Origin of the sequence: Longirhabdus pacifica, assembly GCF_004115085.1 — a bacterium.
Taxonomy (GTDB): Bacteria; Bacillota; Bacilli; order Paenibacillales; family DSM-105158; genus Longirhabdus; species Longirhabdus pacifica.
The window spans coordinates 1-13,166 of the sequence record NZ_QXJP01000038.1 but is presented as its reverse complement, the minus strand read 5'-3'; the positions used below and the strand labels follow the sequence as shown (position 1 = coordinate 13,166).

At 35.5% G+C, this 13,166-nt stretch carries 12 protein-coding genes and 2 pseudogenes; 8 read left to right on the top strand and 6 right to left on the bottom strand.

All coding sequences use genetic code 11. The features are described 5' to 3' along the window. Positions 1 to 194: 194 nt before the first annotated feature. Both D1Z92_RS16880 and D1Z92_RS16875 read right to left on the bottom strand, forming a co-directional pair. The gene (locus D1Z92_RS16880) at positions 195 to 1,031 is read right to left on the bottom strand and encodes a hypothetical protein (RefSeq protein WP_128896855.1); all 837 of its coding nucleotides are present in this window, start codon (positions 1,029 to 1,031) and stop codon (positions 195 to 197) included. A gap of 333 nt (positions 1,032 to 1,364) precedes the next feature. Then, entirely contained in the window at positions 1,365 to 2,027 is a 663-nt protein-coding gene (locus D1Z92_RS16875) for a spore coat protein (RefSeq protein ID WP_370741318.1), read from the bottom strand. Between the two features lie 185 nt (positions 2,028 to 2,212). On the opposite strand from D1Z92_RS16875, the gene D1Z92_RS16870 reads away from it, so the two are divergent. The 3 genes from D1Z92_RS16870 to D1Z92_RS16860 all read left to right on the top strand — a co-directional run bounded on the left by D1Z92_RS16870 (position 2,213) and on the right by D1Z92_RS16860 (position 4,666). Further along, entirely contained in the window at positions 2,213 to 2,722 is a 510-nt protein-coding gene (locus D1Z92_RS16870) for a MepB family protein (RefSeq protein ID WP_128896854.1), read from the top strand. A 55-nt stretch (positions 2,723 to 2,777) separates the two neighbouring features. Next, positions 2,778 to 3,179, top strand: a complete 402-nt coding sequence (locus D1Z92_RS16865; protein ID WP_128896853.1) for a hypothetical protein — start codon at positions 2,778 to 2,780, stop codon at positions 3,177 to 3,179. 401 nt (positions 3,180 to 3,580) lie between these two features. After that, positions 3,581 to 4,666 carry a TIGR04053 family radical SAM/SPASM domain-containing protein gene (locus D1Z92_RS16860; protein ID WP_128896852.1) on the top strand — a complete coding sequence of 362 codons (1,086 nt, stop codon included), beginning with the start codon at positions 3,581 to 3,583 and terminating at the stop codon, positions 4,664 to 4,666. Positions 4,667 to 4,774: 108 nt separating this feature from the next. On the opposite strand, the gene D1Z92_RS16855 is transcribed toward D1Z92_RS16860, so the two are convergent. Next, complete coding sequence (locus tag D1Z92_RS16855; RefSeq protein ID WP_240666792.1) at positions 4,775 to 4,951, bottom strand: Ltp family lipoprotein; 177 nt, start codon at positions 4,949 to 4,951, stop codon at positions 4,775 to 4,777. Beyond that, positions 4,952 to 5,017 (bottom strand): annotated as a pseudogene (locus D1Z92_RS17740) (hypothetical protein); the annotation flags it as partial. Between the two features lie 171 nt (positions 5,018 to 5,188). Here D1Z92_RS17740 and D1Z92_RS16850 point away from each other — a divergent pair. After that, on the top strand, positions 5,189 to 5,701 hold the full coding sequence (locus tag D1Z92_RS16850) for a GNAT family N-acetyltransferase (protein WP_128896850.1): 513 nt from the start codon (positions 5,189 to 5,191) through the stop codon (positions 5,699 to 5,701). A gap of 522 nt (positions 5,702 to 6,223) precedes the next feature. Here the strand turns inward: D1Z92_RS16850 and D1Z92_RS16845 are convergent. Further along, the gene (locus D1Z92_RS16845) at positions 6,224 to 7,849 is read right to left on the bottom strand and encodes a hypothetical protein (protein ID WP_128896849.1); all 1,626 of its coding nucleotides are present in this window, start codon (positions 7,847 to 7,849) and stop codon (positions 6,224 to 6,226) included. Positions 7,850 to 8,292: 443 nt separating this feature from the next. Next, on the bottom strand, positions 8,293 to 9,063 hold the full coding sequence (locus tag D1Z92_RS16840; protein ID WP_128896848.1) for a carbonic anhydrase: 771 nt from the start codon (positions 9,061 to 9,063) through the stop codon (positions 8,293 to 8,295). A gap of 473 nt (positions 9,064 to 9,536) precedes the next feature. Between D1Z92_RS16840 and D1Z92_RS17915 the strand changes: the two genes are divergently transcribed. From D1Z92_RS17915 to D1Z92_RS17665, 4 genes and pseudogenes are all read left to right on the top strand, one after another. Further along, positions 9,537 to 9,701 (top strand): integrase core domain-containing protein, encoded by a 165-nt coding sequence (locus tag D1Z92_RS17915; protein WP_128896856.1) that lies wholly within the window; start codon positions 9,537 to 9,539, stop codon positions 9,699 to 9,701. A gap of 597 nt (positions 9,702 to 10,298) precedes the next feature. Continuing rightward, positions 10,299 to 11,792, top strand: a complete 1,494-nt coding sequence (locus D1Z92_RS16830; protein WP_128896847.1) for a serine hydrolase domain-containing protein — start codon at positions 10,299 to 10,301, stop codon at positions 11,790 to 11,792. After that, a complete protein-coding gene (locus D1Z92_RS16825) occupies positions 11,680 to 12,294 on the top strand; it encodes an ABC transporter transmembrane domain-containing protein (RefSeq protein WP_276318884.1) in 615 nt (204 codons plus the stop codon). The genes D1Z92_RS16830 and D1Z92_RS16825 overlap by 113 nt, the downstream gene beginning before the upstream one ends. 57 nt (positions 12,295 to 12,351) lie before the next feature. Beyond that, positions 12,352 to 13,166 (top strand): annotated as a pseudogene (locus D1Z92_RS17665) (IS3 family transposase); the annotation flags it as partial.

Sequence of the window (13,166 nt, the reverse complement as noted above, 5' to 3'; positions counted from 1 at the left end):
TTGCAGCAAATGCTGATCCAACATTGCAGACTAAACCTAATGAATACGAACCTGCTAAAACAGCACTAGATTTTGCAAAAGAAAAGAACATGAACGGCATGAATTATGACGAAACAATTAAACTGCTAGAAGAAGCGATGAAGTAATACACACAAAAGCGGAATGATCCTTATGTAACGGATCATTCCGCTTTTTTAGTCTCTATCTTCGGGATGAAAGTGAATCTGATCAACATCTATAACGCTCCAAGCGTTGGGTATTGTCTCATTTGCCCATATTGGACTAACCAATTGTTGGTTTTCATAATGAATGTCAAACCTACTGAGGGTTGCATTTGTTTTGTTCCATGTATGTAACCACTGTGACTTCACATAATATGTATTTCCATTTGAAGGTTCATCTATATAAAACCAAGCAATGCCTTCCGAACCAACTCGGTCCCATAAACTTCTTCTATCGGAAATGGTATATATGGCTCCACCTGCTAGATAGTCTGAGACAGCTCCATTCAATACGTACAACTGCCCCTCTTCGTCATAGACTAAAATATCTGCATCCGTAGCTTGCCTATTTATCGGTTCACCATTTTCTGTAACTAATGCAATCGCAACAAAATCGTATACCTTTTCAGCATCGATGTTCCAGCTACAAGCGTCTGCATTAAAACTAAATTGAACTTGTATTAAATACTGAAACGTGTCTCCGTCTAAAAAGCGATAAACGTCATTGTTGTGGACTTCTCCACATGTAGAAGAAAAAGGAGCTATGTTTAAATTTGTATCTTCGTTTCGGATCATTTCCCATTCACTTTGTTGAAATAAATCATGGCGTTTTGCTTCATCTATTCCACTAGTGTATATTATTTTATTCGCGTTTTGGATATGGACTGGAAGCTTTGGGTCTGTTAAGCTATCATATGCTTTTGTGAATGTATCCTTTTGATTGTAATGGGAATACACCACGGCAAAACCCAGAGTTAAGCAAAAAAATAAAATAAAACCCAGTACTATTTTTCTTTTCTTTATTTTCATCGTACATCCCTCTTTTTCGTTTTTACAAAAGTAATGATGCAGCAAATAATATTTACCATTGTATATCTTTTTCTGTATGATTGTACACATTCTGACACTGAACGCATACATAAAAATACAGTCCACGTGTATATGGTAACATATTGAAAAAATATAGGTGTATTTTTTAGTTAGTAGGATCACGATCGGAGTGTATTTTGCAACATGAAATGAAGAGAAAAGAGAATGTACAAAGTTGATGAGGTAGAGCTAATACCTCAAACTCCAAAAGTGTATGAGGAGAAATGGGGAATTAGCCCTGTAACTGTAATGTATTGTTGTAGATTATAATCTTTATTGCAATGGATGGTTTTGAATCGGAGCATCAGGCATTTGTGGTGTTCCTTGTGCTTTTGCAAATGCACTCACCATATACTGCATATCGTTTTGTGCTAATTGAGGCACTTGATAATAACGATGCTTGTTCTGATATAGGAAAATTTCGTATGCCATCTCAATATAGTTTGGTACAAGTGCCGCCAACACCCGTCGAACAACAGGATTTGTTGTTTCAACTGCGGTCATGGATAACAAGGATGCATGGGATTTTATCAATCCAAGCATATGGCCCGTTACTCCGCTATTTTTCACATCTGAAAGCGATTGGTTCGGTTTTTTCGGTTGAGTAGGCTGCACGCCATAAACAACATCCGTGCTTTCTTTCATCATGTAAGTGGACGTTTTTTGTTTTGGTGCTTGCCCTGTTTGGAATGCTTCCACCATGATATTATACTGTTCCGTGATGTACTGATATTGTCTGTCCAAAATATCTAACAAATTAGCGCAGGTGACGTATTGGCGAAATATCATATAAGAATCTAGAACATTAATGACACCTGCCAACATTTCATGCAAGTCATATACCTCATGGCCGCCGTGATTCATTGCATGTTGCTGCTGGCCCATTGCGTGTTGGTTCATTTGCCCTTGATTCATTTGTTGATTGTTCATATTCATGGTACATCGTTCCTCCTGTGAGCGTTTTTTGAGCTTGTGCTTATACTTTTATTTATTTTGAACCATTTTAGAAAAATTATGTAACATAATTACTGTAGAAATCACTAGACAGCATAGTGAAGATGAAGTAAACTAAATAACTGTAACACAAAAACAAACGTTCAATAATTTAAAAGGATGATAAAGTGGATATATTTTATACTACATTAATACAAGTCAATAACATGATATATGAACCAAATGGATTAACATTAACATCCATCCGAGAAGAAAGACAAAACGTCAATTATGGTGCAGGTACATTTAAACTAAATGTAAGATCTGTTCGCTTTAGAGTTGCGCGAAAGACACCGCATAAAGTGGGACAGTTTGTTTCCTTTTGGGAAAAAGACGAGCATGATAAAAATCAACCATATTGTTATGAAGACGCTCCTGATTTACTGGTCATTCATACTTTTTTCGCTCCGGATAAATTTGGGCAGTTTATCTTCCCGAAAGAAATACTGTTCAAACAAAATATTTTTAGGACAAGCAATACAAAAGGCAAGATGGCCATGCGTGTGTATCCAAGTTGGGATACTCCTACTAGTAAGCAAGGGATAATCACACAAAAATGGCAGCTACCTTATTTTGTTGATCTGCGAAACGTGGATGACTTCATGATGAAAAAAATATTAGCATTGTATCGTCCTTAGCTATTGATCACAAACTGGCATGTTATTTTCGTAATAGATAAAGAGGGGAACATAAATGAAAACAAGAAAACAATATACCCTTAAACAAGGGATACAGTTGATGCAACGTTTAAATTTGTATGATGTAAAAGCGGCTATTTTTGCTGGTATGATGAATTGGATTGTGTATGGTGTAATGCGGGGAGCCTTTTATTTGCTACCGCTGTTATGGGGAGACAGAGACATTGCTACAGGAAACGTGAAGCATACTTTACTCACTATTTTTGTGCTGTTTTTTGCTTTAGCGGGAACGTTTGTCGTTGTATTGTTGTCAGCAGCTATTATACTGGCTCAGCTCAAATATGTAGTAAAAACTTTAGGAAACGTGAAGTTGACCGCCCTTATTTTACTATGTTTACTTATACATGGATCTTTCATTTATGTATCACTTCATTACGTTTTCACTGCGTTGCTGTAGGCAATGTATACTACGTTTTAAATAGACTATTCAAATAGCGACATGAGATAAAAATGTTCCGCATTCCATCTGGAGTGGACATTTTAGAATGTAATCATGAGTAAGCATGGACTGGATCACCATATCATTACCATATCCCTCAGCTGGTTATTTGATCATCATCTATTGCTACCAACGATATGATCTTTCGCAGAAGTACGACACATCGGAGTGAAAGAAAACAGAAATACGTCAATAAGGTGAAAAATGGATGTCTGGACATAGAGATGACACAACTTAGGAGCAAGAGCTTTCACACATTTGTAAACGTTATCATTCACATATTGTGATATGTTGTATTTTAAACGTATGTATGACACAGGTAACAAACGATGACTAAAACCAGTACTGGGGGAATCGGAATGAGTTATGATCAGAGTCCTTTTATTGTCATTTGGGAAATTACTCGAGCTTGTTATTTAAAATGCTTACATTGTCGAGCAGAGGCGCAACCGCTAGCTAATCCTAATCAATTATCGACAGAAGAAGGAAAGATGTTGTTAGATCAAATCGCAGCATTGGACAACCCACTACTTGTATTTACAGGTGGCGATCCATTAATGCGAAAAGACTTGTACGAATTGATTGAATACGCTATACATAAAGGATTACGGGTATCTATGGTACCAAGTGCGACACCGCTTGTAAAAGAAGAGGTGATATTGCGGGCTAAGGAAGCGGGATTGTCTCGTTGGGCATTTAGTGTAGACGGTCCCAATGCGGAAGTTCATGACCGTTTCCGCGGTACAAAGGGTTCATTTGAACTTACTGCAACATCGTTATCCTATTTAAAGAAAATTGGTTTGCCCATTCAAATTAATACCACCGTTTCGAGATATAACGCAGATAAACTAGAAGAAATTTCTGAATTAGTAGAGCAATGGGGGGCGATATTGTGGAGTATCTTTTTCCTTGTGCCGACAGGTAGAGGTCAACATGAGGATATGACAACACCAGAGGAGAATGAGCGAATATTTGAATGGATCGTTCGTAAAAAGAAGATAAGTTCCTATGATATTAAGACTACGGTAGCACCAGCATTAAGAAGGGTAATGTTAACGAATCACCAGATAAGTGATGATAGGAATTTGGAAGAAACAAAACGCGCTGATATATTAGGTCGGGCAAAACACGGTATCACCGATGGCAATGGTTTTGTCTTCATATCGCACACGGGAGAAGTACAACCGAGTGGATTTTTGCCTATTGTTTGTGGTAATATTCGTGATCAATCGTTGGGAGATATTTATCGGAACTCACCTATATTCAAAGATTTACGTAACCGTAAACAATTAAAAGGGAAGTGTGGGGTGTGTTCTTTCCATCACCTTTGCGGTGGATCGCGTGCCCGTGCATACGCTGTTCATGGGGACTATATGGAAAGTGATCCTGCCTGTGCTTATATTCCAAAGGGATGGGAAGCAGAGCAAGCCATTCACAATATGTAATGGATTCCAAAGTCCTCCTTTGCTACAGTGAGAGCTGCTTCATTCAGCCACATGTGTAACTAAGGAGGACATTACTTTTGGGTGGAATCCATTGATCCGACACGATTATTAGTTATTGTCATCTGTAAGCCCTGTTTGATCTACACCGTATGTAGCTTCTTCTGTTGTAAATCCTTCAAATTTTAATTGTGTGATTAACCCACTTCTTGAAAAGGAGGAGAATTGTAAGTATTGTTCAGCTGGTTTTACAGCCTGTTCATTCCAATCCACCTCAATGTTGTCCACACCGTATGCAACTTCTTCTGTTGTAAACTCTTCAAACTCTAATTGTGCAATAAGTCCTTCTCTAGAAAAAGCGGTAAAGCTTCAAGAAACTACATTGTAGACATGAGTATATAATTCTATATGGTATGATAATGGATGGGCTACACTTAACAAGACAGATAAAATAAGGTCAAGCAGACTAGAACGAATAAGTGAATAAGTGTGAAAGTGACTTGTATTAGGAGAGGAGATAAAAAAATGATAGAATTACAAAAAATAACTGGGGATAACATAGAGAAAGTAGTAGCGCTTGATGTTGAAGAAAACCAGAAGGAATTTATATTAGAAACTACTAACCTCAGATGCTTCGCAGACGGTCATATGTTGAATACAGATGGTATACCAGCTACTCCATTAGCTATTTATGCGAATAATACGATGATTGGATTTGACATGTATATTTACGATACGACGGATCATGAATCATTTCAAAATGAAGTTTTTTACGGAAAGAAGACCTATTTTATTTGGCATATGATGATTGATAAGCGTTATCAGGGGAAAGGATATGGCAGGCTTGCCTTTGAAAAAGTGTTGGCGGATATTGAAAATATGCCATATGGGGAAGCGCAATATATAGACCTCTTTTATCATAAACATAATGTCGTAGCTAAAGAATTATACGCTTCATTTGGTTTTGTAGAAACAGGCATCATTCAGGATAATTCGGTGCATGCGAATAAAAAACTAGATGGGAAAATAACAGAATAATTACCTTTCCTAATTGGGTAAGGGCTAAGGCCACCTTTGCAACAGAAGAAAAGTAATTGATGACTTTATGAAATGATCGCGAGTAGTGCCGTGTATGAAGGATGTGCAAAATATTAGGTGTTCTAAAAATTGTAATCTATCTAGATGTTATTTTCCATATGATATAGTGCTTAGCGTAAATTTTTTTAGATACAATAACACTCTCATACTTATTCTCAAAAAAGTAAGATGATCCTTCCTTATCCACGAGATTAAATCCTTTATTATCCATTAAATCAGCGATGACTCCATCACCATTAGTGGACGTACTCATGTATGAGTGTGTGGTGGAGGAGGCAGCTATTTCCACAATATCCTTACTAGATAACTGCAATTTAATTATGCCCATAATAGAAGGAGAGTTTATTAAAGCCAAAATCACAATAAAAAGTAGTGATAATGTTACCACTAACGTAATAATACATTTCGATCGCTTTATGATGATCTACCTCCTTTCGTAAAGATAAAATACCTGTGTAATCATCACTTACCCCACTCGAGAATCCAAGAACGCTTCCCGTTTTCATTTATATTATGGATTAAGAGATGTGTCTGATCTAACCAACCATCCAATTTTATAGATCGTGATGTTTCAGGAATATCGAACGATTCAATAGCGTTGTTGTTACGATTTAAAATGATAATGCTGTTATTTTTAGGTATTGCTACATTACCATCCTTTGATATAGCAGCAAAATTAACATTTACGTCTGCCAAAGCATATTTTTTTGTCTCTCCATGTAAAGCTGAAATAACATGAACACTATTTTGATCTTGATGCAACATAAATCCATTTTCAACATAAGCAAAATGATCTAATTCGACTATCTTTTCTGATGTTTTTTCTTTGATATTAAACTTGTAGTAAATGATTTTCTCAGAAGATTTATTTTTTACTTCATACATAAAAGTATCACTATCTAACCATGATATATTTTTAGGTGATAGCATGAATCCACTACCTAGATCTTTTTCTTTTATTACAGTTTCTTCTGATTTCGAGTCAAAAAAATTAAGTATAATGTTGTGCTGTAAGTCCATTTCTCCATCATTTAAATCACGATTTGTATAATATAATAATGTGTCTCCAGCAGGATTGATTTCCGGATATCTAACCCAAGTAATATACTCCAGTTTTTCTTCAAAGTCTTCCTTAGAAAATTGTTCACAAGTATCTGATGTTAGTGTGTTAGGAGTAATTTGGACTAATTTAAAAGTAGTGGTATCCAAAGAAAATAAGTTTGAATCTATCAGAAAAACATGCTTATTAGTCCTATGTGATGATTTGACTAGCTCAATATTTTGTTCCGTAAATTTTGAAGAAAACTCTTTCTTGTTGTCATATTGTATTGTATCTACTTGAAATACTTGAATGTTGTCACCATGTGAAAAATGTATTTCAGCTGAGTTTGAATTTAGTTTTTGTAATTTATTTTTGCTGTCTTTATTAAATAAAAAGAACTCATTTTGTATGTTTTGTCTGACTTGAGATTTCAATTCATTATTTGCAAGAAAGTGTGTTGCAAAATCCAGTTGACCAATCGCTTCAATTTGTGTGCCTTCATAAACTGGAAGTTCTTCAGATTGAGTATACGCTTCGATGGATTCGATTAAATATTGTATCAAATCATTGTATTTTTCTTTGGATTTTTCATAGTTTTCCTCGTTTTCTTGAGAGGAAAATTCGGCTATAATAGCTAGTTTATCTTGTAAGTACTTCTCCTTCTTTTCATTATTTTCTTTCATTTTTATTGCAAGCTCTGTGTGATACAAATCTTTTAAATTTTTTTTCAGTACGCCATTACTAGAATGAATGAAATAAAAGCCATCGAGTTTTGTCCATGTACCATCGTCTTGATTAGGTGAATCATCTGCTTGCATTTCTTTTAAGATATCAGCTACTTGTAGATCGGCAACATTTAATGTGCTGTAATCATGTTGTTGTTCCCTATTGTCTTGGCTTAAATCTGCGGGTTGCGATTTTGTTGTATGGTCTGACTGTTTCACTTTTGTTTTCTCAATGGCATCATTCAATGCATCATCTGTCTTACTTTCACTACACCCAACAAGCAAGCAACAACAAACTACTACAACAAGGATCACCTTCATTACATGCATTCCTCCACTAAAAGTAACTGATTTTTCTAATTATTAATTATATTATATATTCTATGTAGAATGTAACGAATGTAAAAGAATTACATCGATCTAGCCTGAAAATATACAGGTGCAATTCGCATTGCAGATTAGAACTTGCAACTACATACAATACAATGCGGTATATTTGTCAGTAGTACTTATGACTTTACACATTTTCTTTCACAGAAGTAAGTGATTTTCGTTGTTTAAAAAACACGAAGGCATATTTTATAAAAGTTTCGTGATGCATAATGTGAAAAGTCCTCCTATGCTAGACTGAGAGGTGTTTCATCCAGCCAATTTTTGTAGCAAAGGAGGACAGTACTTAATACCATATGGATGGAATCTATTCATCCCACACCATTTGTTTTAATATAACAATATTGCATTAGTATAAAGGTAACGATTTATTTTTATTGCTCAAAATAGATGATCGGTCTGTCGTTTAAAGGTTGTACCTTTCTAAAGTTGTCATCATAATATGCTTGAAATTGTTCAATTTGTTCTTTAGATATCTCGACATGATTTTCTAGTACGTACCATTCTACATTTTCCGTTAATGGAGGGGTTGTAAGAGACCCTAGATAGTGATAGTAGCTCTTATCATCTGGCAGGAGCTGATTATAATCTAACTCGATTGATAAGTTTTCTTGTTTTTCCTCAGCAATATTGGTTAATATTTTTTCAAATTCAGGATTATTTGAACCCTCAACAAACATCACACCAATAACTGCTAATGCTCCATTATCCGCACTATGTACAAAGTGCCCCTCTATAGGATAATTATCTCCATCAATCGTATGCTCACTACTGGAATGAAAGTGGAATTGTAGGAGCTGGAAAGGTCTGTTGTTGATGATAGCTTCATTACCTTCCGCACCAACCTTGATGGTATGACCATCGTCGATGATATAAGTAGGGTTGGTATTGTAGTCTAATGTAATACTGTCTGCATTACCTTTAGTTGTGTCAGCAGTTTGAATATTAATTGGTGATTGAGACTTGCCCCACACCATAGTCCAATCTTCTTGATTTTCATAACTGTAACCTTCCTGATGATTGTTACTTTCCTCCTTCACTATGTTAGTACCGCTTGCTTCTTCTGAAATATTGTCATCATCATTACATGCTGTCATCGTTACAACAATGGTTGCGATGACCAACAATATCCGCCATTTCTTCATTTGTTTTATTTTCCCCCTATGCTAGTCATATCGTTACTTACAATATATTACATTATTATTTAATTTAGTTCAACTATTTATTGGCAATTTAAACTTCTGTGTAGTTACTATGATGATTTTTAGTGTCAGTGTTACAGTCTGTTGACATGGGATAGCTCAGTATTATGATTAATTCCACGTAGATTCGATCATTTTGATGAATCTTTAGGAACTGGGTTGTTCATTTGCTGAACGACTTCCCCGCAAGACATAACAATGAGTTAGTGGGGAACCGCTCGGCTTTGAACAATGCCATGCCTGTAAGGTGTTGTCAAGGTATGTCCAATATGATTTTTCTTCTCAGTTAGCCCCAGAAGTACGTCACTTTTTTTTACTGTGAGTATGCTGGAGATGCTTTTCCTTCTCAATTTTGAGGATATGTTTAAAATGTTTCTAATTACAATATATTCACCTGTTTTGTATAATGAGAGTATATAACTCTCAATACAAAGCTAAATAAGTTTATTTGTATAGTTGTAATAGTAAGGGAAAATAAAGATGATAGTTTAGAAGATTTAAGGATTCAATTAGCTGACTATGTACATTGGTATAATCATATTCGGATTCATGGAGCACTGGGGTACATGAGCCCTGTTTAATATAAACGAGCTGATCTTAAAAAAGTTGTCTAGCTTTCTGTTGACAATCCAATTTTGAAGTTCAGGCTGGTTAAGACATTTTTTATATTATGGTGAAAGGGACAAAAAATCTATATAAACAAGATGATCAAAAAGAAAAAAGATAGAGACTCAATATATAGCCAAATTTTTCACCTGGTAAAAATAAAAATATAGGAAAAATTTTAGGAGGCTTAGTAGAAAGTACTAAAAACGAATTACTAGAAAAAAATAGTACGTTTGCGAAGACTCTTTACAGTATATGTAAAGGACAAAAGAAATTCATCGAGAAAGACTTTTTTAGATTCGATTAAAAATGTAGATTTGGAGATAAATTCTTTTGTATTACCCCTTTCCCTAAAGATTTGTCTATTGCGCTAACTTATTTAAAAGATGGAATGGTTAAATAAGAGATTAGTCATCACCAAACAGTTTTTGCAAAACAACATAGCCATTTGCGAAATACATTAAAGTTAGATAGTAGTAGGATTAAACGCCTTTTAAATTTTAATCTAAAAAAAGCAGAAAGATATCAAGTCTCTTGTCATTTGATACTATTTCTGTAGAAAGAGGAATTATGTGAAAAAAATAATGCTGTTCATGTTCGTCTTGTCACTAATTTGTTTTCAAAATAGTCAGGTTTTTGTTTTTGGGCAAAGTGAATTGACTTTTGCCAGCGAGCTTTCAGATAAAATCGCAGACATTGTGAATGATGAAATGGTAAGAAGCGATATCCCCGGCGTATTTGTTACGGTAGTCTCCGAAGATGGAGTGATCTACCAAAACGGCTTCGGCTATTCGGATAAAAGCAAGTATTCAAGAGTAGATGAAAAGACATTATTTGAATTGGGCTCAGTAAGTAAGTCATTTACCGGGCTCGCATTGTTGAAACTGGAAGCAGAAGAAGAGGTCAGACTAACAGAACCTGTAAGCACCTATATTCCAAGTATTCAATTTACATATAATGGAGAAAAAATTGTTGTGACGATTGCTGATTTCTTATCGCATAGAAGCGGATTGCCCTTTAGTACAATTGCTACTATTCCTGAGACTGATTCCGAGAATGCGTTAGTCCAAACAGTCGATAACCTAAATAACATAGCACTTGCTTATCCACCGGGGGAAAAATATGAGTATGCGACGATTAATTATGATGTGCTAGGATTAGTAATACAAAAGGTTTCAGGGGTGTCTTATGAAGAGTATGTAAGAACCAATATTTTCGAGCCTTTATCACTCAACGAAACGTTTATTGGTGTCACTAATGGTCAGACTGCTGAAAAATCGAAAGGATATAAATTGGCATTTGGTCAAGCGAAAGAATTTTCTTCTCCTGTCTTTGCAGGAAATAACCCGGCAGGATATATAATTTCTTCTGGTAATGATTTAACTAAATGGCTGACATTTCAACTCGGTCTCAGCAACACAGATTATTTGGACAGCTCGATTATAGCGAGTTCTCGTCAGATAAATGTTTCAGATAAAGATGGCTTAAACTATGCTGCCGGATGGTTTGTGTTTGATCAAGGGGAACGAATTTATCATGGAGGGAATAATCCTAATTTTTCTTCCTTTGTTCAGTTTTATCCCGAAAAAGGAATTGGAGTAGGCGTCTTAACTAATCTGAACACATTGGGTACAAATAATATCGGCTTTCGAATTAGTGATCTCCTTACTGGGGATACGACTTTCCAAGCCGGAAGTGATGAAAATCAATTGATTGATTTTTATGCCACAATTATTTTTTTGTTAGTGATGCTGCTCAACAGTTTCCTCCTGATCAAAGTAATTATGATTGCAAGAGAGATTAAAAAAGGGCAACGGACATTAAAAGAAAATATATCTTGGCTACAAATGACTTGTAAATCGACTTTCTCTTTGATGATTGTTGGCTTACTTGTGTATTGCTTCCATCAAGTTCCCTATATTTTTTTAGGTGGGCTTAATTGGTCGTTTCTCTTTGTTTGGCTGCCATATACTATTCAAGCGGTCTATTTCGGAAGTTTGCTGTTGTTGTTGCTGCTGTTTGTCTATCTGTCTATGCTGTTGCTGTTCCCAAAAAAAAAAATTTGAATTATCTCCGTTGCTTATTTTGAGTATCATCAGCGGTTTGGGAAATGCTTTTGTAATATTGGTCATCAATACAGCGATAGGAGCCAACGAAAAAGCATCGTTGATTCCCTTTTTCTTTCTAGGAATTACTTTATATATCTATACGCAGCAACTAGTCCGCTCGAAAGTAATTGAACTAAGCAACGAAATCATTTTTAAAAAAAGAATTGAGATTATCCAAAAAATATTAAAAACGCCGTATGAAGAATTTGAAAGTATGAACAGGGGAACGATTCAGGCGACATTAAATAATGATACAGAAGCAATCAGTAATTCAATCAATTCATTGGTTAGCGGTGTAACCAGTCTTTTTACTATAATCGTTTGTTTTGTTTATCTGCTGTTCTTGAATCACTATGTGTTTGTTTTATCTCTTTTAATCGTCGTCCTTATTTCTGCTATCTATTTTTTAGTTATCCGTTATGCCAATGGCATAGAAGATGGATCGGCTACACTTAACTAGACAGAAAAATTAAGGTCAAGTAGACTAGAACTAATAATATATGAGGAGCGTTCTACAATGACCAAAAGAACAAGGAGAACATTTACACCAGAGTTTAAACAACAGATGGTGAATCTTTATCAAAGTGGTAAGCCGAGAAAAGATATTATTCTGGAGTATGAGTTAACCCCATCTGCCTTAGACAAATGGATCAAGCAATCTCAAACCTCTGGATCATTTAAAGAAAAAGATAATAGGACCCCGGAAGAACAGGAGTTAATCCAGTTACGCAAAGAATTAAAACACTTACGAATGGAAAACAACATTTTAAAGCAAGCCGCTCACAAGTTTACTTCGTAAACCACCTTCGGTGCCTGTATCTTCCGGTTACTACTGATAATGGGACGAAAGTAAATGTGATTAAAAGCAATCAACACAGATACTCGGTATCAGCAATGTGTAGCGTCCTGCAACTGCCTAGAGCAACGTATTATTACGAAGTGAAGCAACGTCAAACCAATGACGATAAAATCGTTCCACTTATACGAGAAATCTTTCCAAAAAGTAGAAGCAACTAAGGCACACGCAAAATTAAAGTAGAGCTAAAAAAGCAAGGCCACATTGTTTCTAGACGCCGAATTGGTCTTATCATGAAACAGCAGAGATTAGTCTCCAATTACACCGTGACGCAGTTTAAACCGCACAAAACAACGTGTAATGAAGCGCCTATTGCTAATGAATTAGATCGTAATTTTCAACAAGAACAAGCATGTGCAGTTGTTGTTAGCGATTTAACTTATGTAATATTTGGAAATAAATGGAACTATGTCTGCTTATTAGTGGATCTTTTTAATCGTGAAATCATAGGTTATAGTGCAGGTCCAAGTAAAGAT

What these genes read in the sequence shown, in the direction of transcription:
- D1Z92_RS16850 (WP_128896850.1), top strand. Translation starts at nt 5,189, where the DNA reads ATGATAGAATTACAAAAAATAACTGGGGATAACATAGAGAAAGTAGTA.
- D1Z92_RS16840 (WP_128896848.1), bottom strand. Translation starts at nt 9,063, where the DNA reads ATGAAGAAATGGCGGATATTGTTGGTCATCGCAACCATTGTTGTAACG.
- D1Z92_RS16860 (WP_128896852.1), top strand. Translation starts at nt 3,581, where the DNA reads ATGAGTTATGATCAGAGTCCTTTTATTGTCATTTGGGAAATTACTCGA.
- D1Z92_RS16880 (WP_128896855.1), bottom strand. Translation starts at nt 1,031, where the DNA reads ATGAAAATAAAGAAAAGAAAAATAGTACTGGGTTTTATTTTATTTTTT.
- D1Z92_RS16845 (WP_128896849.1), bottom strand. Translation starts at nt 7,849, where the DNA reads ATGAAGGTGATCCTTGTTGTAGTAGTTTGTTGTTGCTTGCTTGTTGGG.
- D1Z92_RS16865 (WP_128896853.1), top strand. Translation starts at nt 2,778, where the DNA reads ATGAAAACAAGAAAACAATATACCCTTAAACAAGGGATACAGTTGATG.
- D1Z92_RS16875 (WP_370741318.1), bottom strand. Translation starts at nt 2,027, where the DNA reads ATGAATATGAACAATCAACAAATGAATCAAGGGCAAATGAACCAACAC.